The organism is Leuconostoc inhae (genome assembly GCF_019656015.1).
GTDB lineage: Bacteria > Bacillota > Bacilli > Lactobacillales > Lactobacillaceae > Leuconostoc > Leuconostoc inhae_A.
Map to the genome: position 1 here is coordinate 1 of NZ_BPKW01000018.1, position 22,272 is coordinate 22,272.

Consider the following 22,272-nt stretch of genomic DNA (forward strand, 5'->3'; position numbering starts at 1 on the left):
TTTTGCGTCATGGGTTATTCTCCTACGTCTATTATATCGTAGTAGAAACCGTGTCCATGTTTTTAGACTAACACCAACTCTGATGACATAGCAAAAGTAAAGTATTTTTGTTTAATGTTTTATGTATTAGCTTTTCACATTCGTCTTAATATTATTGAGATTTTAAAATCTGACGCAATATTCTTAAACAACAAACGGACAATAAATACAACAGGCATGCGAGAAATCAAATCTTTTTTGACTACGACATTGCCAAAAATAGGGCATAATAACCCCTGTCTTGGATTGCCTAAAGATTTTGCTATTGATTATTTTTCGAATTTATTTTTCTTCTCCACTCAAACATACAAACAAAAACAAGTTACTATTTATATGCATTTTGCAGATTATAGCGTCAGAGAATTTTTAAAAACAAAATTAAAAACTATTTACACATCACTTGCAGTCAATATAATTGACGATATAAATATTGCAGATATTATCTTAACAGATACTTTTGACATTATTGTACCCCATAAAAAATGTATTATTATACGCAATGTTTTCAATCCTCAAGAATTACAAACAATGCTAGCAGCCATTGATCACTATTTATTTTTATCCCCTACAAAATCATGAATCCAAAAGTACATTAATTATTAAAACACAACCGTGTTATTAGGCATTAACCGCCAAGCATTTATTAATCTGATTGTGCAGTCATTAAAAACATTTAGTTGATTAAAAAACCCGATTTTTTAGACAAGAGAAACTGTCTAAGCAACCGGGTTTTATTATAACCAACTATTTCTATTAATTCACACGATGAAAAAGCGGCTTCATCACTATTGGCGCAATAATCGTTGACACCATGATAACGACGATGAATTCCGCAGAAACCGCATCCCCAATAAGATGAGAAGTTATCCCTATTTGTGTAATCACCAAGGCCATTTCGCCTCTGGAAATCATACCCGCACCAATAGCTTGGGCAACCGTTTTATTTAACCCAGATAATCTGGCCCCAAATAGCGAGCCAAAAAATTTCGTCATGATAGCTAACATACTGAACAACATAACTGGCAAGATTTTATCATTCAAGTTTTGAATTGCCACCCCTAAACCAATCGCACCAAAAAATATCGGATAAAATAGCCAGTTTCCTAGACCACTGAGCCCGCGCGCCAGCTGATCAGAAAATGATAATTTTCTTAACAAAATGCCTGCCGCAAAAGCAACTAAGGGCAACAAACTGCCCAATCCAAGTGTACCACCACCGCCAATCAATACAGAAAACAGCGTCACTGCAATTAATGCAATCACGTCATCAAGCACCGCTGCAGATAAAATGATGGCCCCCATAGGCGTTGCGAGTTTCTTTTGTTCCGCTAAAACTGCCAAAGTAATTGATATGGATGTGGCTGAAAAAACAACGCCAGCAAAAATGGCTACTTTTAATGGGTACCCCATTAACATAAAGACAATAGGAAATGATACCGCAGGCACAACGACACCCATAATCGCAATTAAAGTCGATGCCTTAATATATTTTCTCATCTCTTTAACATCAGATGCCATACCAGAATTTAGCATCAGTATGAAAATACCGATTTCTGACAATAAATGAATTAAACTTGTTGATTGCACGACGTTTAATACACTCGATCCGAGTATGATTCCTGACAAAAGTTGTCCCACAACCTCTGAAAATCCGAGCTTTGTTGCTATCTTTCCAAAAATAATGGTAACAACAACTAGTAACGCAATAGCCATATATGACATTTTTTATCTCCTTAACATAGAAAAAACTTCAAAAAACAACTGGTTCCCCGACCAATTCATTTCTTGAAGCTTTCGCCCAACCGTGATTTATTTAAGTGATTTAATCATACCATGACTTGTTCTTCAATATCAAACAATCTACCTATCATCAGCTTTGAATGCTCTTCTCAATTAAAACACTAAGCTGTTGACGAACAGCCGGCGTTATTTCTTTGATTGCAAAGGCTGTTGGCCAAAAATCGCCATCATCTAATGTCGCAGTGTCGTTAAAACCTAAAGTTGAGTATCTTGCTTTAAATTTAGTCGCCGGTTGAAAAAATAGTACAACTTTGCCATTATCATTGGCGTAAGCAGGCATAGCATACCAAGTTTTTGGTTTTAATGCTGGTGCAATTTCTTTCACCAGTTGATGAATTTCAACCGCAATTTTTGCTTCATCAGCCGGCATCTCAGAAATTTTATCTAACACGTCAGCTTCTGTATTTTTGGTTTTTCGCAGTTCTTCTGCTCGTTCCTTCATTGCCTCACGTTCAAAATCAGAAAAGGTATTTTTATCCGTCATAATTTTTCTCCTATACTGAATTTCTAGATACAAATAAGTTAGGTTAACACGATTATTAATTCTTTTGATGTATAGCTAACATAACATATAATACAGCCAATGTCGTTGCCAAAGTAATGAAAAAACTGACATCAGCATGTTGTTTGACGACAAGCCATGACAAAAATGTTGCTATGTATAACAAATAAGACCACCATGCTATTTTTATATTATTAAATTTATATTTTCTGTATAACAAAATAGATCCAACTATAATTAACAACATAATAACACCCCAATAAATAATACTAACTACCATATACATACCCCTCTTATTTTTTTGTAAAATATACTGTGCCAATAGGCAAAAAAGGCGGTGCATAAATTTTATGCACCGCCTTAATACGTTATAGTGGAGAAGAAGGGAGTTACTCCATCCCCGATATAAAAGCATTCATGGCGGTTTTTACTACTTTGTTTCCCTAAATATCTAGTTTTGCTAATATACTACCAGTCTCATCACTGGCTCGTTTGGTAATATCGCTATAAACATCTAATGTCATAGACACATCCGCATGTCCCAGATAAGTTTGTACTTGCTTCACGCTTGCTCCTTGGTCGAGTGCTAATGTCGCCCATGTATGTCTTAACTTGTGCATGGATAAGCCAACAGCTACATTATACTTATCACTCACATCATGTAACCACTTATTAGGACGCATAACCTGCAATGTATTACCTTGATTATTGAATATATAATCGTCATTGGTTTTATGATTGCTGACTTTGTACCAATCAGACAAAACCGACAGCATTTTATTATCAATCTTGAGTGTTCTCTTACTCGTTTGACTCTTAGGCATTTTTATATAGGTGCTACCATTTAACCCGCGTCCCAACGCTTGCACAATATTAATGTAGCCATTATCAAAGTCTACATGTTCCCATTGCAAAGCTAGTAACTCTTCTGTCCTCATACCCGTAAATGCACCTAACCTAAGCAATGTATAAGCTTGATGGTTGATGTATTTATACTGACTGTCCAAAACATCAACAAAGGCTTTAAACTCTTCAACGTCCATGAATTGCTTAGGTTTATTCGTCTGTCTGCGCTCTTTTGGCATGTCTATTTTAGTGAATGGGTCTACATCTATCATATCCATACGTACCGCTATATTTAGCAATCGTCTAAAGTAGCCTGTTATCTTACGATAATGCAATATTTTGCCTTGCATTGTGTTAATATATCTTTGTAAGTCTAACGGTTTAATATCAGAAACTAACATTTTACCCCACTCGGGGATGATATGAATATTAAACACGTTCATTGTTTTATTAAGCGTACTTTCTTCCACGGTATGCTGATAGGTTTCAAGCCACATATCATACAACTCTTTAACGGTCATGACGTTGGGAGTTGTTTTTTTATTGTATTTACTCTCGCCATTTTCAAACAGAACACTCTCATTATTAAACCATTGTTGCGCACTACGTTTACTGTCAAAACCCCGCTTTTTAACTCTAATTTGTTGACTATCATTGATCAAGTAGCCGTCTACTTGCCACGTTCTGCCGTTCTTTGTATCTATTTGTTGTACTTTCATTATTTATCCTTACCAGCAAGTAAGCAGAGATTAAGATAAAATAAAAAAGCATGTTCACACGCTTTCATTATTTCACACTATCATGTTGTCTTAACTCTGCTTAACGCTTTCTTAAACTCTCCTAGTCATAATAATGTCGCACTGCTTCATCAATTTCATCACGATCATATCGTATGCCGTGCTCGGTTGGATAAGCCTTAACTTTACCAGTGTTCACATAGCGTTTAATAAATGTATTGTCTGCAACACTGATATATTTGTGTGCTTCACTGCGCTTTAGCCACTTTGGCCATAACTGGGTATCTGTTGCTGTTTCTCTCATAGCTTTCCTTTCCATAATTCTAATATCAGACTGTTAACGTATCTATCGATGCCATAATTGTTGATGTATTTAATATCTAACGCTAATGTTAATCTATCTTTGTAGACTAAGTACATGGTTATACTCTGTGCCACGTAAACATCAAACCGCTTATAGTATTTGTTAGCATTCACATTGGCTGTCCGTTTAGTTGCCATTGGGTGTGTCTCTTGATAGGCTCTTGTTTTATTGCCATGAATTGTAAATCTCAAAACAAATGTCACGGCTCTATGTGTCGTGATTTTACGCCTGATTAACTCATTCATAACAAGATTATGGACATAAACATAAAACATAGTCGTCTCTTTGTCTGCATATGTTCTCTTCGGTAATACAAAACGTTTCATCAATGCTTCAATATCCATAGAAAAACCTTTTACTAGTAAAAGCAATGTTCCGTTTTTAATGTTTATCTGTTAATCACTGCTATTACTCAACTCCTCGTAGCTCTAATTCCGTCTCAAATTGTATGTTCTTACTACGATATATGCTTTCTTTGCGTGCAAATTCTGCATATAACGCTTGTAATCTCTCTTGACTTGGCACGTGTTTCGTGTAATTACCTTTATTGATTTCATCTCGATCATAACCCAATGTATCTAGTGCAAACTTATATGTTTCGATCTGATGTTCTAATAAATATCGTTGGTGTTTCGTCATAACATGTCGTGTTTCTTGATTGTAATTAGCTTGTTCAAGGAACTTGATGTGTCTCCGTTGCTCAAATATATAACCAATCAACGCTATAAATATCATGCCAATTAAAATGTTCATGCGACTGTCTCACTTTCATACTTTTCTTTTGCTTGTTCAAATACTTTATCTGCTTCATCTAACTGATATTGATTAGCATAGTGCGCTTTTAACAGCGCCTGCTTATCTGCTTCACTGACAAATCTCTGCCCACTATCTCCGCTGGCTATCCTGTCAACATCATAGCCATACATCTTTAGTAATGTTTCGGCTGTATCTGCTTTAAACTCTGCATGTTGCTTAGCGTTCTCGTTTAATTTAGCATAGTAACTCATAAACCTAGCTGACTGTCTCATTCTTTCAAATGAACTACGCTGTAATAAAATAACAGCAATCAATGCCACAATGACAATGCTGATTAAAATATTCATATTTCATCCCCTTAAAAGTTAATTTTTCTGTCAATTTAGTATCTGTACCAAAAAGTACCCTTCTTTTGTGCCGTTATTTTTGTGCTTATATCGCCTGTAACCCCTGATATGACTGACTTTTATTTTTTGTACCAAATGTGCCAACTTTTTTTCACACTACACACTATATAGGACTATTTATTTTTTTTATGAAAAGTATTGGAACAAATGGCACAAGGGGTTAAGTCTTACTCTCGCAAGGGTTTTCAGGTTTTAGCTTTGGTACAAAAACAGTACATTTTGAGGCACAATGCACTCATACCATAGGTTTAACCCCTGTTTTTGTGGCACAAATTGCCAATTATTCGTTAAAATATGGGTTTAAATCTAACCCGTCCCAACTCCAAATGGGATTATCTGTAGGCTTTGCTGTCTGATGTGAACGTGTTTTTATTTTCTTGTAGCCTAGTTGATCCATTTTGTTATTAAATTGCTTGCGTTGTAACTTGCTGTGTATGCCGTTATCGTCTAACCATAATTGAAACACATCCCAAGTTTGTGCAAGACTAGCGCCACCACTGTACACATTATCATCATCTCTGATGACGTCTTTCAAGAAAGTGGTTACTAAATCTTGACGTTCTAACCATTCTTTGGTTGCTGTCTCAATAGCTTCACTCGTTGAAAATTTGCCCCGTTGTTTTGCTTCTTGATAAGCTATTAGCACACTATAAGCAAACGCTCCCACTTCCTTAACGGCTTCTTTTTCATTCCACAATAAAGCTCGTTTGGCTTGTTCCTGCGGTCGTTCTCTGGCTCGTGGTGCTGTTACTGGTACAATCTTAATACGCTGTGATAGTGCCACATTAACGGCAATATTAGGTGTCTGGTTCGCTCCAAATAATAACAAGGCGTAGAACTTCAAACTCAAAGCGTCCGCATTCTTAGCTTCCACATCCATTCTGTCGCCTCCCGATAAACTGCGTAACGTGTCGGGTACTTCAATACGTGTATCAGGCAAATCAAGGTGGATGTTACTCAACTTCTCAAACAGTCCAACAATACCAAATCTAGCACTCTTACCATTACTACCTGCGATTGTATCCATATCTTTGGCCACAATATTTTTAGTCCCTAACAACGGAAATACAATACTGTCAAAAAAGTAACTCTTGCCTGTCCCACCCATTTCATCAACGATAATAGCAATCGTATTAAACGTTTTGTATTCTGGGATGAAAGCATATCCTAGTAGCTCCTTGATAAATTGCCATGAGTTACCAAATAAGTAACTGCCCCATGCTTCAATATTGGGCGCTTGTCCGTCTTTGTTGATGTCAATATCATGGCCATTAACTAAGTAGTGTGCTTGCTGATTAGGTGTGATATGCCCTGTCTCAATCTCATAAGTACCATTTTTAAACGCTATGATGTCGGTACGTTGTTCTGTAAATGGGTTGTGCTCACTAATTGTTTGAATGAGTGTTGTTTTGCTAACATCCTGCATCCGTTTAACATTATATGCGCCATAACGCTTGAGTTTTTCTAATGCTTCACGCTCAATATAAGCTCTTGCTGATTTCTCGGTTAGGTTTTCCCATGATATGCCATTGTATTTGTAGTATCTGATATTCCCATTAAAAGGCACACCAATAACTGGACTATCTTTGATAATTGTTTCACTCAACTTTAATGTATCAATACCCTTAACATTGCCATTTTCATCAATATTGAGCCAATCAGGTGTACTTTGTCGTGGTGGTAACGGCTCTATGTCATCTGCCATACTGGTTCATCCTCACTCTTTTGTTATATTCTCGTTTATAGGCACTCTTATACGTGCGGTATAATTCTTCATGGCTCAAAGGCACACTACTTTTATCGTTAGTTATTTCTAAAATGTCTAGTGTACTTTGTGGGTCCACATCAATCGTTAACAAGTAACCTGCTAAACTCATAGCCTGGTCATTACGTTGTCCTGTCTCAAAGCCATTTTTAACCATTAACCAACGGTCTATATTGCTGTATCTGGTCGTCCGTTGATTACTTTGAGTATTTGTATTATTTTGGTATTCAGATAGCCTGTACACCCACTCCGGGGCTTGCTGTATTGTTTCAAACGGTGTCACTGCTCGGTAGGCTTCATTATCAATCACAGTCGGTGCTACTGTAATTGCTGTGTCTGATAGGACATCTACACCATTGATCACATTAATGACATTCTTGGGCTTATCTTTGCCATTGGGGATGAGATAAAAGGCGTGTAGTCCTCCTGTGGCTGTCCGTTCAACATAAGTATCTTGGATAGTCTCTGGGTTAATGTCATGTGCCTTAAACCATGCGCCAATGCTTTTCAAGCCATTGTGTTTGTGCTTATCAATATCAACAATCACAAGATTACTTTTTGATAAATCAATACCCACATTGCCATGTTGATACTCTGAATGTTGTGTGAGCCATGCTTGTAGATCATCCCCGCTGTTAAAACTGTTGTGATAGCCACCCGCCACGCCATTATGCTTCTGATTAGGTAACGCCATGAATACATAAGCGCCTGCTTGTTGATATTGTGTGATATAGTCCCATTTATTCATGAGCTAATTCATCCAATGCCATTTCAAGGTTAGGTATTTGCGCACCCACTAATATACCTGCTTTTGTGTCTGGATCTAATTCATTGCTTAATTTTTTTAAAAATATCAGTTGATTGTTGAGATAATTAGTTGCTGTAAACTTTTTAGGTACTAACTCTCGCACTGACTTTGCATTAAAACCATGTATATTATTAACTATCATGCTTAAACCCTCGCAAATCTTTCTTCATGTTGTAGCAACACGTTAATAATGGTTTGCTGGCTATTCACGCTTTTTTGTAACGTGTTGACCGTCTCCCAAAACTCATTACTGGTCACAATAAGATACATGCCTCCGTGTGTTTGTCGATTACTACCAATCAAATACCCGCGCTTACGCAAGTCGGCTATAATCGTGCTCACGCGCTTTTTATTGATGTGCAGTAAGTAAGCTAATTTTTGCAATGTAATGGCTTGTGCACGCCCTGCAGGTAATGTATTGAGAATCTGCTGTTCAATGTTTGATAATGGTGTATCTGTCATTGGTTATCCTCCTGTTTTAAGTCATTTAACAAATGACGAAAACGTCCCTCATCCACTGGTTTGAAAAGCAATTTATCATCGTCAATAACTAATAGTGGTTCATCAAACATTGAGTTAATAGCTTCAATTTCTTCTAAAGTTAGACTAAAACTTTTTATTTTTTTATCTTTCATGGTAAAATGTGTATAGCAAAAGCCATGATATGGGCGTTTGTAGCAAGGCTCATCCGTAAGTTTGGTCGCTCGGGGATGTGCTTTTTTTATGCCCTTTTTCATGCTTTGCTGTCCTTTCTTAGTTTTGTACTTGAAATAGATCACGTTGGATAGCTAAGACATCATAAATCACTGTGTTGTCATGTTTATAGCCTTGGATGAGTTTCTGACGTTTCCAATTCTTGACTGTCCCAACACTCACATCAAAATGCTTGGCAACATTCTCGGCTCGTTTCCAAACATGATGTTGATTGTCTAACTGATTCTTAACCGTTTGTACTTCTGACATGATTTCATCATTCGTCACTGTCATTTTTTATCCTTTCTCTACATTGCTTGTGCCTTACCTAAAATGCGACGTCGCTCGTTTGCCTTATCGACAATATCAATCACAAGATGTTCCCTTGTTCGTATGCCATTGTGATATCGCCATGCTCTTAATAAATAAACACCAACACCTGTATAACTTGATTTCACAATACGATAGGTGCGCCCTGTTTGCGTTGTAATGACCATTAGGCACGCTCAACAACTAAACGGGTGACTGCTCTGTCTAAATGTTCATAAGCTGTCATAATATCTGCCTGTGCTTGCGTATGTTGATTAAGTGCTTCACTACGTGCAATGTTTGGCAACGTCTTAAATAGCTGTTCTAAAGTCTGTACATAAACGCTCATACTTTGCGTTCTCCTTTCATATCATCCCCGAATGCCACACCTAACATAAATGCACCAAATAGTAGCATGCAAAGTATCACTACTTCGCCTATCCACATCATCATACTTCCACCTCTTCATCCCCTAATTGCGCTTGTCGTTCTAATTTCTCGTTTTCTTCCAAACGGTCATAATATTTAAGTTGCATATCTTCCAAATCTTTCAACATGTTAATGACTGTTGGTGTTGTGACATGGTCGCCGTCTTTTAAACTATCAACTAATGTGAATGCTAATGTTTCTTGGATGTCTTCCAAAGCGCTGTTTGTTTCCTTGATAACTTGTGCCTCTGTGAATAATGCGTTTGATACTGTCATGATATTCTCCTTATTTTAAAAAACGGTTGCGGTATTCTTGATAAGCCATGAGTTCAGCTTGATTGTTAATGACTCGTGTATGGTCTATCATTTGTTGCAAGTCTGCACTCATAACATCCATTTCTGCGCTAAAGTTTGTGTCTGCCGCCTCACTAACTAACTTTATAACTTCGGCGTTTGCTTCGTGTAGCTTACCGATCAGAATTTCTAACTGGTCTCGTTCTTGTTCGTGGATAATAATTTTGTCTGTCATGATATATTCTCCTGTTTCGCTGCTTTTAACGTGGTTCACTCTTGCACGTCACTTTAAATATCAGCAAATAGCTTAGCTTTAATATCCTCATAGTCATAACCGTCTTGAATGAACAATGATATTTGCTGTTTAGCGCGTTCAAGTCTTGCGCTCTCGTCTGATGTGAGCGCGTTCTGTGGGTCGTCTGTGTGCCGTTGGTCTTTAATTTGCTTAGGTGTCACACCCAAAGCATACTTATAAGCCAATCTGTGGAAGTTACTGTAGGCGTGTTTGCTGTCTGGATAATGCGCCTTGATCACATCCCCAAAACCAATATTCACTACTCTGTTGACTTGTCGGTGTATCTTGCGCTCGTCAAGTTCATGCTTCATGTTATAAAATGCTGACACTAAGGTATCTTTAAAGTCCAAAACTTTATCAGTATTCCGCAAGTATGTGATTAATACTGTGGCTTGTTGTTCATTATATTTCCAGATTTTACTTTTTTGCCCACTCTCCAAAGATCGGATTTCAAATCCGACCTTACCAAACTTTGAAAGACGTTCTTTGTGTGTTCGTGTTAGTCGATTAATACTATCTAAATCAACACCACTGTATTCTGCAATAATCTCTGCCGTTGTGTATGGCTCGTCTTGCAAGCCTTTGTAATATACTAATTCCATGTTTTATGTCCTCTCTTGCCTTTAAATGTCTTTTCTTGTCTGGTATGATGTATACAAAGGAACATTTATAAATTTTATTGTTCCCTTTGTATACATCTGATACTTAAACTATAACTTTTGTCCCCAATGTATACAACAACGTTTAGAATTTCTTAACTTAGTTTTATTTTTAGTTAAGGACTTTATAAAATCTTAAACTGAGGTATAGACATGTCTGCTACTGCTGAGCGAATCAAAGAATTGCGTACACAAAAAAAGCTCACTCAAAGTGAACTTTCTGAAATTATAAAATCGTCTCGCGGTACGATAGCCAAGTATGAGCGTGATGAACGAACGCCTTCTTTTGCTATGCTTTCTCTGATTGCTGACGCTTTAGATACCACAGTGGACTATTTACAGGGTAAAACAGACAACGCGCTTAAAACGGCTCACAATGCGTCTGACAACGGGGATGATAAAAAGCATGTTGCGTTAGATGATGATGAGTTAATCATGTCATTTGAGGGTAAAGAATTATCAGAGGATTACAAAAATTCTATTCTTGCGTTCGTTAAGATGTTACGCGAGGAAAGAAAATAAATGTATGAATACCTCGACTATACATCCCCACTAGATTACTTCGATGATGTGATAGCACACTATAACGCTGATAAGATATACCTTGAAAAAATTATAGTTGCTGAAATGGCTGGCTCAATATACGATCCTGATGTTGCCTTGCCGTCTGACAATACAATCATCATTAACCCTAACTTTAAGACTAAGTTCTCACTACCATTTAGAAAGTTTCATGAACTACAGCACATATTAAACGGCGAACAACACAAAACATATGCGTTCTCGCCTTTGGCCAAAAGTGATGCAGAGATAAGCGCTAATGCTTACGCGTTTAAAATGCTAGCTGATTTTTACTTTGACGAGAACACAGACAGATACAGTAAACTCTATGACTTCATGGCGTACTTCGGTATTCCTTTGTCGCTTGAGAGTGGTGTGTTGAAGAATATATAATTTAAGGACTTGTTGCAAAATAAATAAAGGGGTTCAATAAATGGTTAATAAATTCTTTTGGTGTATTGGAATTGGCATACTAATCGGCTTAGTAGTCGGTTATTTTACAAACGCAATGCTTGAATTAACACCTGTTGGTTTTCTAGCAGGTTTTGCATTCTATGAATGGTCTGAAAAGCGTAAATAAAAAGCCACCTACTATCAGTAAGTGACGTAATCATGAAGAATATTATAAATAAAAAATGAAAGAATCAAGATGACTAAAAAGAAATATTTATTGTTAGTAGGTTTGATAGTATGCGGTACTATACTAGTTGTAATTGGATCCTTGTTTATTCACACTAACCATAAAACAACTATATCTCGCTCACATTCTAGCATCTCCACAAAGACGAGTAAAAAAGTTGTTTCATCTTCTTCTGTTTCTAAAGCAACTTCAAGCATTATCTCGTCCACCTCTACAGAACAGGCTTCAAGTTCTACTCCTGTTGCTACTTCATCATCTCAACAAAACAATACAACCGCTAGCACTACTGAAAGTAGTAATATTTCAACCGACACAAACACGTTAACAGGTTTCATTAATACTTACGGTATGACGCCCAGCGCCTATAAAATAAAGCAAGGCATGACCGCTGAAGAAGCCTTAAAATCAGTACCGGATACAATGAAAACGTCTGGTGAAATTCAAACTGAATATCTTACTTACGGTATACAGTCTGTTGCTGATGATGGCACGGTAACAATGAGTAAGTAACTTAAAACAAAAAATAACTGTTTGTCTTGACCACGAAGCCAACTCTGGGTCTCGCTTCCCTGTTCAAACTATAGGCGGGGAGACAACCCACGATGGCGTTTTCATTGAATATTTTTTTAACATAGAACGGAGAATATTAAAAATGACAAAATTAATCGTTACTGACATGGACGGAACTTTTTTAAATGATTACCACAGTTTTAATACCAAAATATTTGAAACAATATTAGAATTATGTCAAAAGAAAAACGTACAGTTCACCGTCGCTAGTGGTTCACAATATATGCGTTTAGTTAAGCAGTTTGAAAAATATCAAACACGCATAAACTATATATGCCAAAACGGAGCCTCAGTCTATATCGGAAATCGTTTACTTTACTCTGAAGAATTAACACATGACGAGCTTAAATCGTTAGACAACATTTTATCAGATCAGACCGTCGCTACACACTTAAAACAAAAACTGTATCTAGGACAAGAAGGCGCATACTTCCTAAGTCATAATAGTGAAGCGCTTGTGGAGGCAAATAAATATTTTCCACTCCTCCATTCGATAAAGCAAATAAATGATATTGACGAACTTTACAATGACAGTGTCCTAGGTATGGCAGTTATTGGAAATGGATTAACCACTAATAAGCCATTATCTCAAATAATTCAGAATATGATACCGGATAACTTTTCTTGTCTCGGCTCCGGTTTTGATTTTTATTTAATACAACATAAAACTGTTGATAAAGCCGTTGGTGTAAAAAATCTCCAAGAGTATTTCAATGTCACACCTGATGACACCATTGTATTTGGTAACAACTATAATGATTTAAAGATGTTAGAGTCAACTTCTCAATCTTTTGTTATGTCTAACTCTCCTGAGGACATGAAAAGCATATTTAATGTTCTTGACCGTTCTAATAATCAAAATGGGGTTCAGAAAAAAATATTGTCATATTTAGAAAACATTTAACTATCACTCATTGCAAAATCAAAGCACTCACAGAGCGCGTACATACGTGCCAAGCGTTCACGTTAAAAAGTTGTAGGAGAATAAAAATAAATATGGTAAAAAATATTATTTATATTGATAATGATCTATTGAATTCGACCATTGCTCAAAACGACGGTGGTGTGGCGCTTAGCAAAAGCGATTCACTTTCTAACACAAAAACTGAAAGTGAGTCTAATGATGGAAAGGCTTCATTATCCGCTAAAATTAAAGCTCCTTTTAGTGAAGTTGAAGCTGGACTAGGTGGCGGTGTTGGTAATAGAACAGATGTATCTACAGCTGAATCTCAATTATTAGATACAGTATTTCATGACTACTCTCTCAACATACTTTTGGATGAATTATCTGATGAATTAAAAACCACAGAAAACGACCTTTCTATAAATGATTACGTGGTGTTTAATTCAAACTTTTCTGCATACGATTTTCAACAACTAAAAAATGTAACTGATTTAGACGTTTTTAACAAATTTGAAGCGTCCATGAATTTAGCCAATCAAGATGAAATTCAAGAACTAAAGGAAAAAATCAAACAATTAAAAAAAGCCCCTAATAAGGACAGAACAACAATAGCGAAAATAGAACAAGAACAAAAAGGTCTGGAACATTCATTGGGGGATACTGGAGATGTTTTTAAATTATTAAATGGTTTCGCTAATTTAGCCGATACTCTGTACCCTAACACGGTGTTATTTTCAACAGACAATTATATTACATTAGCAAATAAAAAGAATTTCAGAATCTCTACTTCTCAAATTAGTTCTCTATCAAATGCCATTCATGAAATTAAAATTTTTGGGATAGTTATGTCGAAACAAAACAGTGATACCACTACTGACATGAGTAATTTTGCACCTGAAACCATAAACACTATTCCTAACATATTATCAAATGTACTTCTAGATTCATTTAATATTGCAAAACAAGGAACTAACATAATACTACCAATCGCAATTTATTTTGAATAACGTGAAAATTTCTCTCTTTGTTTTTTAACTCTGTCATTAACCTCGGACTTCTGTTTCAGAAAATTTCTATGTTGAATCGCCTGGTTTTTTGAAATATCAGTGAGACGTTTTTGCGTTAATTTTGAAATTTTATTAAAGTTTATTTCGTTCATAAACCGACGCCTCTCTGTAAGCTATTCTTATCTTGACGTCATTATAACATACCCAATATATGCCATGTTTATGAAATATTTATCCACCTATGGAAAAAAAATCGCAAAAGGTTGCAACGCAATATATGATGACCTTTTTTGTAACCTTGTTACACGCTGTAACAAGGTTTATAACGCTTAATACATCAAGTATGATAGACTTATACAATTAACTAAGGTTTCAAAAAGTTACAAATTTGCTTAATGATTTAGACAATATATGCGTACAGTTACAGACTATAAACAACTGAATATAAAGAATATTGTCTCTAATATTCACAGCGTTAAAGACTACGTTATATTCAATGGCCGTGAAATACAGTTCACGACCACATCCCCTAACTATGGTGGTGTGCGTTATTGGCTTGTATGCCCTATCTGTGATAAACGTAAAGGCACCTTATATGCTGTGAAGTCAGTAATGGCTTGTCGTAACTGTGCCAAACTATATTACCCACTACAAGAAAATACAGTACAACGTGACAGTATTTCAAAATTCCTATATTATGATCGTCTATTGTCTAAAGCTCGCACGGAACTAAACCCCAAATTTGAGTGGGCATTTTATAGCTATTTGCGATATGATCCAATTACCTCGGCACTTAACAACAAACCAAAAGGCATGCACATGACTACTTATGTTCACAAATTAGAATATATCGATAGTCTAATAAACAAAATGCACAACTGTATGCAAGTCATAAACTTGGAAAAACAACGCCATGCTGATAAAATAAACAAACAAATTGATATGATTTTTAGCAGTCGATAGTATTAAAATCAAAAAGGAGTTTTAACATGAAGAAAAGTTCTGTCACAGTCAAAGCTATAGCATTTATTGTAGCTATTTTAATTCTCGGCACATTGTCATCATTCAGCGTGGAATGGATACGTGGTGTGTCGATAGGCGACATATATGGCACGTTTAATTTACCACCACTAGCACCACCAAAATGGCTGTTTGGTCCAGCATGGGGCCTACTCTATATTTTACTTGGCATTTATTGTGCTAACCTAAGTTTTGTGAAAAAGAATCGACAATCACTTTATACCTATATGTATGTGCAATTAGCATTAAATATATTTTGGACCATTGTATTCTTCTCGTTTTCAAATTTCCTATTAGCTACACTCATGATCGTGGTAATGGACATTTTGGTTATAGCTATTATCTGGATTGATAAGCGACCCATTAAACTACTATTAGTCCCTTACTTGTTATGGTTGTTATTCGCTACATATCTATCAGTTTCTGTACTTACTTTAAATTAGTTTTGCTGACTAAACTTGTAACACAATAAAACCACGATCCAGTTTAATTTAGGTCGTGGTTTTTATTGTATCTATTTTAAGGTCATAGGAGGCGTTTTAAGCTTTGTTAGTTATTCATGGTATAAATACATTACTTTGTATTAAACGTTCAAATTTTGCCTGTTATTTCTTTTCTGTGAGCCTATCAATTCACATGTGGGGATGAGATAAGTATTTACAATAATATTCTTGCCTTTTTTAGGGTGTCCGAAATGTCCGAATAAAAACATAAATATGCTCTTTTTAGGATGTCTAAAATGTCTAAATAAAAAGTTAGTTACTCTCTTTTTAGGGTGTCAGATATGTCAGGATAATGTTAGTTTACATCTGTAGCCTTAAATCGCTTATACCCCCGCCCCCTATTATCAGAATAGAGAGCACACACATATCGTCGTCTTATAAAAATGTTCAATTTTGAAAACTTTTTTATAGGGGGGCTACCCTGTAAACGTTGCTATATAGGCATTATGTTTTTGATATTTAAATTTAAGAATGTTGTTATATCAACGCTTGTAGCGTGTACATTTCTAAAAAAACGGACTTTAAATACTACTGCCACAAGGGTTTTAGATGTTTTAAGGCAAACCCACCGTAAAAACTACCCTCTATTCCTACCCAACTTTTTAAAATACAAGCCATAATAACAAAATGCACTACTTTTTTTATAGTGTGTATTCGTGCATATAATTTCATCCCCATATACATAAAAATGACATCATAATCAGCAATTACCCTCAATGTTTGTGGTACCCTTAAACAGCTATTTTTGGTTAGCGATGCTGTTATATCAACGTTTATTGTTTAAAATAACCCATGTAAAAAGTTTTGATTTCTGCATTCGTAAGATTTCAGGACGCCACTTAGTGACGCTCTCTCCATCAACACCTACCCCGGGGGTATTTTTATAGTTGATCACTATAATTTTGACTGCTAAGCATACAAGCGTTCTTGTGGTCGTTCTAAATGGCTCACTAATACGTTCAACTCTTTATTTAAAGCCATAATTTGGCTTGTTGGCGCTACGACATTATAAAACTCTATAAATGGCTTGTTCTCTTTGTACTTGCTGACGTACATATCTTTAAGCTCTGGCGTTAATTGTTTGCAGAACTCATCTAGTACTCGCTTGATCTCCTGCACAAATATTGTGTTTTCATGCCTGTATTTATTGGCTCGCTCTGGATATTGCTCAATCAGCTCACACTCTAAGTCTACCAATCCTCTAAAATAACGCTGTAATATTTCTCGATTAGTCCATGTACTTGTCATAGTTAGCTCTCCAATTTAGTATGATATCAATATTATACTATTTATGTACCACATTTTTGTTAATGTGCTATTTTGTACCTTTTATGCAAATAAAAAACGGCTTAAACGCCGTTACACTGCTTACTTGCTTATTTAAAATGTTTCCCAAAAAGTTTCCCATTTTGTGTGAAATGCTATGAAATACAGTGCAACGTTTTTCATAAGAAAAGGCGCTACATCAAGGTTTTTGAAACCTTATGTAACGCCATGAAATGCTGAGTGGAGAAGAAGGGATTCGAACCCTCGCACGCTTTAACACGTCTACACCCTTAGCAAGGGCGCCTCTTCAGCCGCTTGAGTACTTCTCCATAACAGATACTACTATACCACATAAATAGAATACTAGCAACTGTTGTTACTACTTCATAATAACACCAGCAAAATCCTTATGATAAATATCAAACTTCTTTTCACCCACACCCGAAATAGCTAAAAATTCTTCGTCCGTCTTGGGTCGCAAAATAGCCATGTTCATCAAAGTTTTATCTGAGAAGATCAAAAATGGTGGAATGCCTGCTTCGCGTGCCAATTCTAGACGCTTAGATTTCAATGCAGCAAATAGCTTGTTATCGCTTTCAGATAGTTTAAGTCCTTTAGCCGCTGATGTCACTTTTTGTTGGGCAATAACACGTCGATTGACACGTTTTTCCACAATTAATTGCCCTTTTAACACACGTGCCCCAATTTCAGTGACCTTTAACACCGGAAACTCACCGCCTTCAATTCTAAGGTAACCGTCCGCCGTTAAATAGTCGATAAAACTGCTCAAATCTTTAATCGTTCGATCTTTCATCAAACCATATGTGGGTAACTTCATCAAATAGTCATACTTTTTCACAGCTGCATCTTGTGACCCTTTCAAAACTTTAGCAACCATTGCCTTACCAAAACTTTGATTCATACGCACAACATTAGCCAAAACCCGTTGCGAATCAGTTGTTACATCAACCATTTCACGAGAATCTAAACAGTTCGAGCACTGCCCACAATCATGATCAACCACTTCCCCAAAGTATCCGAGTAAATAGCGTGGTAAACACGTTTGTGTATTAGCAAATGCGTTCATTTCGCGAATCTTATTGTATTCATTCTGTTTATGTTCTTCCGTACCTTCTGATTTTTGGACGAAAAATTCTTGTAAATGAATATCTTGTGGCGCATATAATAATACTGCTTCTGCAGGTAACCCATCTCGGCCCGCACGACCAATTTCTTGATAATAGGCTTCAATATTTCCGGGTACTGAATAATGAATGACAAACCGCACATTGGGCTTGTTAATACCCATACCAAAAGCGTTGGTTGCGACAATCACTTGTACCTCATCAAACAAAAAAGCTTCTTGCATCGCTTGACGTTCGCGCTCTGGTAAGCCAGCATGATAATGTCCAGCCTTAACGCCTTTTTTATTTAAAAACTCATATAATTCATCAACTTGCTTTCGTGTAGCAGCATAAATAATACCACTATGTTCTTTATTCTCACGTAAAAATTCTTGCACATACTGTCGTTTATCAACATTATGCATAATTTTCAATGCCAAATTATCACGCGCAAAACCAGTTAGGATAGTATCTTCGTCTGATACATCAAGTAACTGTTGCAGATTTTGGCGCACGCGATCAGTCGCGGTCGCTGTCAACCCTAAAATAGCTGGATGCCCAGGAATTTCAGCCAATAACGGTAAAATGTTGAGATAACTTGGTCGAAAATCATGGCCCCATTGTGACATGACATGAGCCTCATCAATGGCTACTAATTCAATGGGTAATTGCTGAATAAAACTAAAAAAACTTGGAATTTCCAAGCGTTCCGGTGAGACGTACAACATCTTATAGTGGCCTGATCGCAAATCTGACATACGCTGTGCTTGTACTTGACCAGCTAGTGTTGAATTTAAAAAAGTAGCGTCAATCCCCATGGCAGCCAAGCCATCGACTTGATCTTTCATAAGAGAAATCAAAGGTGAAATCACCAACGTAATCCCTTGAAACATCAGTGCTGGTAATTGATATGTAATAGATTTCCCACCACCAGTGGGCATAATGGCTAACGCATGTTTATGCGCCAATACTTTTTCAATAATATCTAATTGTCCTGTACGAAAATCATCGTATCCAAATACTTCTTTTAAAATTTCACGCGGTTTTTGCATAATTCTATTATAAGCTATTGGTCGATTGTTGTGTACTTAAAACAGATTGCCGTTCCAATTTTTAATTGTCTTCATTCCAAAATAAGTCATTCAATGTACAACCCAGTACTTTACAAATATCAATGCACAAGTTAATAGAGGGATTATAATTCCCCGACTCAACTGCTACTATTGTCTGACGTGTAACATGCACAGACTTAGCAAGATCAATTTGCGTCATACCAGCAAGCGTTCTCGCTGATTTAAGTTTTAAGTTTTTATGATTCGCCATCAGTAGACTTTTTCTCCTTATAAATGGCAAATAGTACTGTCAATGCATAGAAAAATAAAAAAACCGTATTCATCACATTAAACATACCCTCAAAAGTAATCTGATGATTAATTAAAATATTCATGCCAAAACAAAAATATAAATAAATCACCCCTAATACTATCATAACAATTGCCAGTATCAACTGTTGGTTTGCAGTCATTTTCAACAAATATGTATCTGTTCCACCTAATGTTTGTTCAATAGCTTGATGGATAATTAAGATATATACAACAAAAAGCATTTGAGTTTTAGTCTCTGCCCAATTAATGTCTAAAAATGAGATTGCCACTAAAGTAAGGATACTTCCCATAGCAATATACAACCCCCTGGTATCAATCCCACCTGTTTTTGCAACTTGAAACTCATCTCTTCCCCAACGCTCTCTTCTGTGACTCTCCATCAATAACTCCTCTTTTCTTTTAAATACTCTATAAATATACATTATATACGACTAAAAGTAAACTATATTATACATATAGCTAAAAAATATTATTCCAGCTGTTCTTAAAATGTGTAGTTGACTTCTCATTTTAATTTGATACAATAAAAAGAGAAGTCAACTACACATTAAGAAGGTGATTGTTTTGGAAGTTGTTAATCATGTTCAATATTATCGTAAGCAAGCTGGACTGACACAAGAAAATCTAGCTCAGTTAGTCACTGTCTCTCGAAAAACCATTAATTCTTTAGAGCGCGGCAATTATACGCCATCATTGTTATTGGCTTTACAAATAGCAAAGGTACTTCATCTAGATATTAATGATATTTTCAGCATTGAGGAATAAAAAGGAATGTTAAATCATGAAAAAAATAATTTTTGAACAATTGTCTAATATGATTCTTGCAACACTATTAGCTTCTGCAGTGGCAACAACGATAGCAGGTTCTACTATGAATACGAATTCATCTGATTATCTTGTCGAAATTCATTTTGACAAATTATGGTTAGTTTTCATATTGGCTGCTTTTATTTTTACTGTTTTGCGCTACGGGTACAGTAAATATTTCGGAAAACATGATGGTTATGATACTAAAAATGCAGAATTGAGTTATCAAGACGAACGTGAACAAATCATTTCGCAACATGCGACCAAAATCACTTATCAATTCATGTCTAATATTCTAGCCGCATCTTTAGTTATTCTTGTGTTCGGAAACGCCCTCACAAGTTCTGTTTTAGTGCTTCGTCTCATGCCAGTTATTTTAATCGCGGTTTGTTTGAACTTGATGTTGTTTGTTTACTTAATTGCTTGGATTTTTTATGATCATAAACTTTGATAGTCTCGCTGTTTATTTGAGTTTTTTTGACTGTGTTTTAAAATCTGTATTTAAAAGCGCTGTTTCTTAAAAAAGAGACAACGCTTTTTACGCATTAACCGACTATTTACACTCAAAATGGGTTCAACTGAAAGCGCCACGATATTTTTCGTCGCAATAAAAAATGAACTATAGCAGCCACACCCGCTGTGATAATCAAGATATATAATTGTGTTTCTTGAAATCCTAAAAACTGCCTTCGTAAAATATAGATACCTTGAACGATCATATACAAAACACTAAACCACCCAAAATAAGCCGCTAAAATATTACCACCAATTCGTGTAATTTTATCGAATAAATTTTCCGGTTGACCGGCAAAAAATTTCATATGTAACCAATCCAAAAATAACATGATAAAAATAAAACTGAAAAGATCCATCCCCACTAATTTAAGAATCGTCAAATAATCACGAGTCACATTAAAGTGTTGCTGATGTATGATATTTAAAACATAGGCAGTTAAGATATCTGAACCTAAAATAAAAAGTAGCCAGCTCAACGGCTTGGCGCGAACCATGTCACGAATCATACGTTTCTCCATTACTTATGGTTTTGCACAGTATTATCAGGACGGCTTATTCTGATTGTCGCGCAGTTTGAATAATTTGATTATACCACTTCAAGTGACTATCAGATTATTCAAAAGATGCGACTCAATAGTCTAATAATTTAACAGTTACAGTCGCACCAACTCCCCAATAGCAGTGCTCCTAAGTCAATAGTTCGGACTCTTTTTTATCTAGGGCTGTTCGGTTAAGCGACTTGCATTTTGCGATGCACCACACTGATACGTTCGTCATTGTACCAGTCTAAATAGTTTGAAACTGCCAAAATCAAATGCGCCAGCGAGGCAAATCTGAATTGATAAATCATTTCGCGCTTTAAGAGTGAATGAAAACTTTCAATCTTAGCGTTGTCATATGGATGCCCTAATTTTGAATAAGAATGCGCAATAGTTTGTTGCTGTAATAGTTGTTCAAAGCCAAAGCTCGTAAATTGACTGCCCATATCAGTGTGCAAATAATCTGGTTTTGCGTGGTGCGATAAAGCGCGTTGTAACGTTGATACGACTAACGTTGTGTCCATCGTGGCACTAAGTTGATGGGCCAAAATTTTGTGGCTAGTTAGATCCAACACGGACGCAAGATACACCCATTGCCCATCAGTTAGTTTCAAATAAGTGATGTCCATGCTCCAAGCATTCACTGACGTGAGCTGTTTGATTAAATTTGGTCGTTGTTTGTAATCAACTGTCGTTGTTGGCTGTTGGAAGCGTTTGACCATCACAGA

36 protein-coding genes and 1 tRNA gene are annotated in these 22,272 nt (G+C 36.1%); 11 read left to right on the plus strand and 26 right to left on the minus strand.

Annotated elements, in window-relative coordinates; all coding sequences use genetic code 11:
- The first annotated feature begins 114 nt into the window (after positions 1-114).
- Positions 115-618 carry a hypothetical protein gene (locus K5Q14_RS08810; protein WP_220735388.1) on the plus strand — a complete coding sequence of 168 codons (504 nt, stop codon included), beginning with the start codon at positions 115-117 and terminating at the stop codon, positions 616-618.
- 174 nt (positions 619-792) lie between these two features.
- On the opposite strand, the gene K5Q14_RS08815 is transcribed toward K5Q14_RS08810, so the two are convergent.
- From K5Q14_RS08815 to K5Q14_RS08905, 19 genes are all read right to left on the minus strand, one after another.
- Positions 793-1,761 carry a cation:proton antiporter gene (locus K5Q14_RS08815; protein ID WP_220735389.1) on the minus strand — a complete coding sequence of 323 codons (969 nt, stop codon included), beginning with the start codon at positions 1,759-1,761 and terminating at the stop codon, positions 793-795.
- A 148-nt stretch (positions 1,762-1,909) separates the two neighbouring features.
- A complete protein-coding gene (locus tag K5Q14_RS08820) occupies positions 1,910-2,323 on the minus strand; it encodes an iron chaperone (RefSeq protein WP_220735390.1) in 414 nt (137 codons plus the stop codon).
- A gap of 55 nt (positions 2,324-2,378) precedes the next feature.
- Complete coding sequence (locus K5Q14_RS08825; protein ID WP_220735391.1) at positions 2,379-2,621, minus strand: hypothetical protein; 243 nt, start codon at positions 2,619-2,621, stop codon at positions 2,379-2,381.
- A 163-nt stretch (positions 2,622-2,784) separates the two neighbouring features.
- Positions 2,785-3,906, minus strand: a complete 1,122-nt coding sequence (locus K5Q14_RS08830; RefSeq protein WP_220735392.1) for a tyrosine-type recombinase/integrase — start codon at positions 3,904-3,906, stop codon at positions 2,785-2,787.
- Between the two features lie 121 nt (positions 3,907-4,027).
- The gene (locus tag K5Q14_RS08835; RefSeq protein ID WP_010382913.1) at positions 4,028-4,228 is read right to left on the minus strand and encodes a hypothetical protein; all 201 of its coding nucleotides are present in this window, start codon (positions 4,226-4,228) and stop codon (positions 4,028-4,030) included.
- A complete protein-coding gene (locus K5Q14_RS08840) occupies positions 4,225-4,632 on the minus strand; it encodes a hypothetical protein (RefSeq protein WP_220735393.1) in 408 nt (135 codons plus the stop codon). The genes K5Q14_RS08835 and K5Q14_RS08840 overlap by 4 nt, the downstream gene beginning before the upstream one ends.
- Before the next feature lie 64 nt (positions 4,633-4,696).
- The gene (locus K5Q14_RS08845; protein WP_010386088.1) at positions 4,697-5,041 is read right to left on the minus strand and encodes a hypothetical protein; all 345 of its coding nucleotides are present in this window, start codon (positions 5,039-5,041) and stop codon (positions 4,697-4,699) included.
- Positions 5,038-5,391: a hypothetical protein gene (locus K5Q14_RS08850; RefSeq protein ID WP_220735394.1), complete on the minus strand. Its 354-nt coding sequence runs from the start codon at positions 5,389-5,391 to the stop codon at positions 5,038-5,040. The genes K5Q14_RS08845 and K5Q14_RS08850 overlap by 4 nt, the downstream gene beginning before the upstream one ends.
- A 340-nt stretch (positions 5,392-5,731) precedes the next feature.
- Positions 5,732-7,156, minus strand: coding sequence for a phage/plasmid primase, P4 family (locus tag K5Q14_RS08855; protein ID WP_220735395.1), 1,425 nt, complete (start codon positions 7,154-7,156; stop codon positions 5,732-5,734).
- Positions 7,146-7,964, minus strand: coding sequence for a bifunctional DNA primase/polymerase (locus tag K5Q14_RS08860; protein WP_220735396.1), 819 nt, complete (start codon positions 7,962-7,964; stop codon positions 7,146-7,148). The genes K5Q14_RS08855 and K5Q14_RS08860 overlap by 11 nt, the downstream gene beginning before the upstream one ends.
- Positions 7,957-8,166 (minus strand): hypothetical protein, encoded by a 210-nt coding sequence (locus K5Q14_RS08865; RefSeq protein ID WP_010385310.1) that lies wholly within the window; start codon positions 8,164-8,166, stop codon positions 7,957-7,959. The genes K5Q14_RS08860 and K5Q14_RS08865 overlap by 8 nt, the downstream gene beginning before the upstream one ends.
- A gap of 2 nt (positions 8,167-8,168) precedes the next feature.
- On the minus strand, positions 8,169-8,486 hold the full coding sequence (locus tag K5Q14_RS08870) for a MarR family transcriptional regulator (protein WP_220735397.1): 318 nt from the start codon (positions 8,484-8,486) through the stop codon (positions 8,169-8,171).
- Positions 8,483-8,761 carry a hypothetical protein gene (locus K5Q14_RS08875; RefSeq protein WP_220735398.1) on the minus strand — a complete coding sequence of 93 codons (279 nt, stop codon included), beginning with the start codon at positions 8,759-8,761 and terminating at the stop codon, positions 8,483-8,485. Before K5Q14_RS08875 ends, K5Q14_RS08870 begins: the two co-directional genes overlap by 4 nt.
- Positions 8,762-8,777: 16 nt before the next feature.
- Positions 8,778-9,011, minus strand: a complete 234-nt coding sequence (locus K5Q14_RS08880) for a hypothetical protein (RefSeq protein WP_220735399.1) — start codon at positions 9,009-9,011, stop codon at positions 8,778-8,780.
- 14 nt (positions 9,012-9,025) lie between these two features.
- Positions 9,026-9,214: a hypothetical protein gene (locus tag K5Q14_RS08885; RefSeq protein ID WP_010384513.1), complete on the minus strand. Its 189-nt coding sequence runs from the start codon at positions 9,212-9,214 to the stop codon at positions 9,026-9,028.
- Positions 9,214-9,375 carry a serine/threonine protein kinase gene (locus K5Q14_RS08890; protein WP_220735400.1) on the minus strand — a complete coding sequence of 54 codons (162 nt, stop codon included), beginning with the start codon at positions 9,373-9,375 and terminating at the stop codon, positions 9,214-9,216. Before K5Q14_RS08890 ends, K5Q14_RS08885 begins: the two co-directional genes overlap by 1 nt.
- 100 nt (positions 9,376-9,475) lie before the next feature.
- A complete protein-coding gene (locus K5Q14_RS08895; protein WP_220735401.1) occupies positions 9,476-9,730 on the minus strand; it encodes a hypothetical protein in 255 nt (84 codons plus the stop codon).
- A 10-nt stretch (positions 9,731-9,740) separates the two neighbouring features.
- Complete coding sequence (locus tag K5Q14_RS08900; RefSeq protein WP_220735402.1) at positions 9,741-9,983, minus strand: hypothetical protein; 243 nt, start codon at positions 9,981-9,983, stop codon at positions 9,741-9,743.
- 53 nt (positions 9,984-10,036) lie between these two features.
- Positions 10,037-10,645: a Rha family transcriptional regulator gene (locus tag K5Q14_RS08905; RefSeq protein WP_220735403.1), complete on the minus strand. Its 609-nt coding sequence runs from the start codon at positions 10,643-10,645 to the stop codon at positions 10,037-10,039.
- 210 nt (positions 10,646-10,855) lie between these two features.
- On the opposite strand from K5Q14_RS08905, the gene K5Q14_RS08910 reads away from it, so the two are divergent.
- The 8 genes from K5Q14_RS08910 to K5Q14_RS08945 all read left to right on the plus strand — a co-directional run bounded on the left by K5Q14_RS08910 (position 10,856) and on the right by K5Q14_RS08945 (position 15,847).
- Positions 10,856-11,224: a helix-turn-helix domain-containing protein gene (locus tag K5Q14_RS08910; protein ID WP_220735404.1), complete on the plus strand. Its 369-nt coding sequence runs from the start codon at positions 10,856-10,858 to the stop codon at positions 11,222-11,224.
- Positions 11,225-11,656, plus strand: coding sequence for a M78 family metallopeptidase domain-containing protein (locus K5Q14_RS08915; RefSeq protein WP_220735405.1), 432 nt, complete (start codon positions 11,225-11,227; stop codon positions 11,654-11,656).
- 40 nt (positions 11,657-11,696) lie between these two features.
- Positions 11,697-11,843 carry a hypothetical protein gene (locus K5Q14_RS08920; RefSeq protein ID WP_220735406.1) on the plus strand — a complete coding sequence of 49 codons (147 nt, stop codon included), beginning with the start codon at positions 11,697-11,699 and terminating at the stop codon, positions 11,841-11,843.
- Positions 11,844-11,984: 141 nt separating this feature from the next.
- Positions 11,985-12,413, plus strand: coding sequence for a hypothetical protein (locus tag K5Q14_RS08925; RefSeq protein ID WP_220735407.1), 429 nt, complete (start codon positions 11,985-11,987; stop codon positions 12,411-12,413).
- 142 nt (positions 12,414-12,555) lie between these two features.
- Positions 12,556-13,377 carry an HAD-IIB family hydrolase gene (locus tag K5Q14_RS08930; protein WP_220735408.1) on the plus strand — a complete coding sequence of 274 codons (822 nt, stop codon included), beginning with the start codon at positions 12,556-12,558 and terminating at the stop codon, positions 13,375-13,377.
- 92 nt (positions 13,378-13,469) lie between these two features.
- On the plus strand, positions 13,470-14,384 hold the full coding sequence (locus K5Q14_RS08935; RefSeq protein WP_220735409.1) for a DUF6414 family protein: 915 nt from the start codon (positions 13,470-13,472) through the stop codon (positions 14,382-14,384).
- A gap of 411 nt (positions 14,385-14,795) precedes the next feature.
- Positions 14,796-15,347 carry a hypothetical protein gene (locus tag K5Q14_RS08940; protein ID WP_220735410.1) on the plus strand — a complete coding sequence of 184 codons (552 nt, stop codon included), beginning with the start codon at positions 14,796-14,798 and terminating at the stop codon, positions 15,345-15,347.
- A 26-nt stretch (positions 15,348-15,373) separates the two neighbouring features.
- Positions 15,374-15,847 (plus strand): TspO/MBR family protein, encoded by a 474-nt coding sequence (locus K5Q14_RS08945; protein WP_220735411.1) that lies wholly within the window; start codon positions 15,374-15,376, stop codon positions 15,845-15,847.
- A 969-nt stretch (positions 15,848-16,816) separates the two neighbouring features.
- Here K5Q14_RS08945 and K5Q14_RS08950 read toward each other — a convergent pair.
- The 5 genes from K5Q14_RS08950 to K5Q14_RS08970 all read right to left on the minus strand — a co-directional run bounded on the left by K5Q14_RS08950 (position 16,817) and on the right by K5Q14_RS08970 (position 20,065).
- A complete protein-coding gene (locus tag K5Q14_RS08950) occupies positions 16,817-17,155 on the minus strand; it encodes a hypothetical protein (RefSeq protein WP_220735412.1) in 339 nt (112 codons plus the stop codon).
- Between the two features lie 259 nt (positions 17,156-17,414).
- Positions 17,415-17,502: transfer RNA gene (locus tag K5Q14_RS08955), tRNA-Ser, on the minus strand.
- Between the two features lie 50 nt (positions 17,503-17,552).
- Positions 17,553-19,349: a DNA helicase RecQ gene (gene recQ, locus K5Q14_RS08960; protein ID WP_220735413.1), complete on the minus strand. Its 1,797-nt coding sequence runs from the start codon at positions 19,347-19,349 to the stop codon at positions 17,553-17,555.
- Positions 19,350-19,410: 61 nt separating this feature from the next.
- Positions 19,411-19,620 (minus strand): helix-turn-helix transcriptional regulator, encoded by a 210-nt coding sequence (locus tag K5Q14_RS08965; protein ID WP_029510782.1) that lies wholly within the window; start codon positions 19,618-19,620, stop codon positions 19,411-19,413.
- A complete protein-coding gene (locus tag K5Q14_RS08970) occupies positions 19,607-20,065 on the minus strand; it encodes a hypothetical protein (RefSeq protein WP_220735414.1) in 459 nt (152 codons plus the stop codon). Before K5Q14_RS08970 ends, K5Q14_RS08965 begins: the two co-directional genes overlap by 14 nt.
- 181 nt (positions 20,066-20,246) lie before the next feature.
- Here K5Q14_RS08970 and K5Q14_RS08975 point away from each other — a divergent pair, with 181 nt between their 5' ends.
- Both K5Q14_RS08975 and K5Q14_RS08980 read left to right on the plus strand, forming a co-directional pair.
- The gene (locus tag K5Q14_RS08975; RefSeq protein WP_220735415.1) at positions 20,247-20,447 is read left to right on the plus strand and encodes a helix-turn-helix transcriptional regulator; all 201 of its coding nucleotides are present in this window, start codon (positions 20,247-20,249) and stop codon (positions 20,445-20,447) included.
- Positions 20,448-20,463: 16 nt separating this feature from the next.
- The gene (locus tag K5Q14_RS08980) at positions 20,464-20,940 is read left to right on the plus strand and encodes a DUF2178 domain-containing protein (protein ID WP_220735416.1); all 477 of its coding nucleotides are present in this window, start codon (positions 20,464-20,466) and stop codon (positions 20,938-20,940) included.
- Positions 20,941-21,052: 112 nt separating this feature from the next.
- Here the strand turns inward: K5Q14_RS08980 and K5Q14_RS08985 are convergent, their stop codons facing one another.
- Together K5Q14_RS08985 and K5Q14_RS08990 are read right to left on the minus strand one after the other, a co-directional pair.
- Entirely contained in the window at positions 21,053-21,511 is a 459-nt protein-coding gene (locus K5Q14_RS08985; RefSeq protein ID WP_220735417.1) for a Tellurite resistance protein, read from the minus strand.
- A 224-nt stretch (positions 21,512-21,735) separates the two neighbouring features.
- The coding region (locus tag K5Q14_RS08990) for an IS3 family transposase (RefSeq protein WP_220735418.1) at positions 21,736-22,272 on the minus strand (537 nt) is incomplete at its 5' end.

Coding starts and splice junctions, on each gene's coding strand:
- K5Q14_RS08880 (WP_220735399.1), bottom strand. CDS start 9,011: ATGACAGTGACGAATGATGAAATCATGTCAGAAGTACAAACGGTTAAG.
- K5Q14_RS08870 (WP_220735397.1), bottom strand. CDS start 8,486: ATGACAGATACACCATTATCAAACATTGAACAGCAGATTCTCAATACA.
- K5Q14_RS08855 (WP_220735395.1), bottom strand. CDS start 7,156: ATGGCAGATGACATAGAGCCGTTACCACCACGACAAAGTACACCTGAT.
- K5Q14_RS08930 (WP_220735408.1), top strand. CDS start 12,556: ATGACAAAATTAATCGTTACTGACATGGACGGAACTTTTTTAAATGAT.
- K5Q14_RS08840 (WP_220735393.1), bottom strand. CDS start 4,632: ATGGATATTGAAGCATTGATGAAACGTTTTGTATTACCGAAGAGAACA.
- K5Q14_RS08860 (WP_220735396.1), bottom strand. CDS start 7,964: ATGAATAAATGGGACTATATCACACAATATCAACAAGCAGGCGCTTAT.
- K5Q14_RS08845 (WP_010386088.1), bottom strand. CDS start 5,041: ATGAACATTTTAATTGGCATGATATTTATAGCGTTGATTGGTTATATA.
- K5Q14_RS08965 (WP_029510782.1), bottom strand. CDS start 19,620: ATGGCGAATCATAAAAACTTAAAACTTAAATCAGCGAGAACGCTTGCT.
- K5Q14_RS08830 (WP_220735392.1), bottom strand. CDS start 3,906: ATGAAAGTACAACAAATAGATACAAAGAACGGCAGAACGTGGCAAGTA.
- K5Q14_RS08895 (WP_220735401.1), bottom strand. CDS start 9,730: ATGACAGTATCAAACGCATTATTCACAGAGGCACAAGTTATCAAGGAA.
- K5Q14_RS08850 (WP_220735394.1), bottom strand. CDS start 5,391: ATGAATATTTTAATCAGCATTGTCATTGTGGCATTGATTGCTGTTATT.
- K5Q14_RS08810 (WP_220735388.1), top strand. CDS start 115: ATGTTTTATGTATTAGCTTTTCACATTCGTCTTAATATTATTGAGATT.
- K5Q14_RS08820 (WP_220735390.1), bottom strand. CDS start 2,323: ATGACGGATAAAAATACCTTTTCTGATTTTGAACGTGAGGCAATGAAG.
- K5Q14_RS08875 (WP_220735398.1), bottom strand. CDS start 8,761: ATGAAAAAGGGCATAAAAAAAGCACATCCCCGAGCGACCAAACTTACG.
- K5Q14_RS08985 (WP_220735417.1), bottom strand. CDS start 21,511: ATGATTCGTGACATGGTTCGCGCCAAGCCGTTGAGCTGGCTACTTTTT.
- K5Q14_RS08865 (WP_010385310.1), bottom strand. CDS start 8,166: ATGATAGTTAATAATATACATGGTTTTAATGCAAAGTCAGTGCGAGAG.
- K5Q14_RS08910 (WP_220735404.1), top strand. CDS start 10,856: ATGTCTGCTACTGCTGAGCGAATCAAAGAATTGCGTACACAAAAAAAG.
- K5Q14_RS08885 (WP_010384513.1), bottom strand. CDS start 9,214: ATGGTCATTACAACGCAAACAGGGCGCACCTATCGTATTGTGAAATCA.
- K5Q14_RS08900 (WP_220735402.1), bottom strand. CDS start 9,983: ATGACAGACAAAATTATTATCCACGAACAAGAACGAGACCAGTTAGAA.
- recQ (WP_220735413.1), bottom strand. CDS start 19,349: ATGCAAAAACCGCGTGAAATTTTAAAAGAAGTATTTGGATACGATGAT.
- K5Q14_RS08980 (WP_220735416.1), top strand. CDS start 20,464: ATGAAAAAAATAATTTTTGAACAATTGTCTAATATGATTCTTGCAACA.
- K5Q14_RS08940 (WP_220735410.1), top strand. CDS start 14,796: ATGCGTACAGTTACAGACTATAAACAACTGAATATAAAGAATATTGTC.
- K5Q14_RS08890 (WP_220735400.1), bottom strand. CDS start 9,375: ATGAGCGTTTATGTACAGACTTTAGAACAGCTATTTAAGACGTTGCCA.
- K5Q14_RS08945 (WP_220735411.1), top strand. CDS start 15,374: ATGAAGAAAAGTTCTGTCACAGTCAAAGCTATAGCATTTATTGTAGCT.
- K5Q14_RS08815 (WP_220735389.1), bottom strand. CDS start 1,761: ATGTCATATATGGCTATTGCGTTACTAGTTGTTGTTACCATTATTTTT.
- K5Q14_RS08920 (WP_220735406.1), top strand. CDS start 11,697: ATGGTTAATAAATTCTTTTGGTGTATTGGAATTGGCATACTAATCGGC.
- K5Q14_RS08935 (WP_220735409.1), top strand. CDS start 13,470: ATGGTAAAAAATATTATTTATATTGATAATGATCTATTGAATTCGACC.
- K5Q14_RS08905 (WP_220735403.1), bottom strand. CDS start 10,645: ATGGAATTAGTATATTACAAAGGCTTGCAAGACGAGCCATACACAACG.
- K5Q14_RS08950 (WP_220735412.1), bottom strand. CDS start 17,155: ATGACAAGTACATGGACTAATCGAGAAATATTACAGCGTTATTTTAGA.
- K5Q14_RS08835 (WP_010382913.1), bottom strand. CDS start 4,228: ATGAGAGAAACAGCAACAGATACCCAGTTATGGCCAAAGTGGCTAAAG.
- K5Q14_RS08915 (WP_220735405.1), top strand. CDS start 11,225: ATGTATGAATACCTCGACTATACATCCCCACTAGATTACTTCGATGAT.
- K5Q14_RS08825 (WP_220735391.1), bottom strand. CDS start 2,621: ATGGTAGTTAGTATTATTTATTGGGGTGTTATTATGTTGTTAATTATA.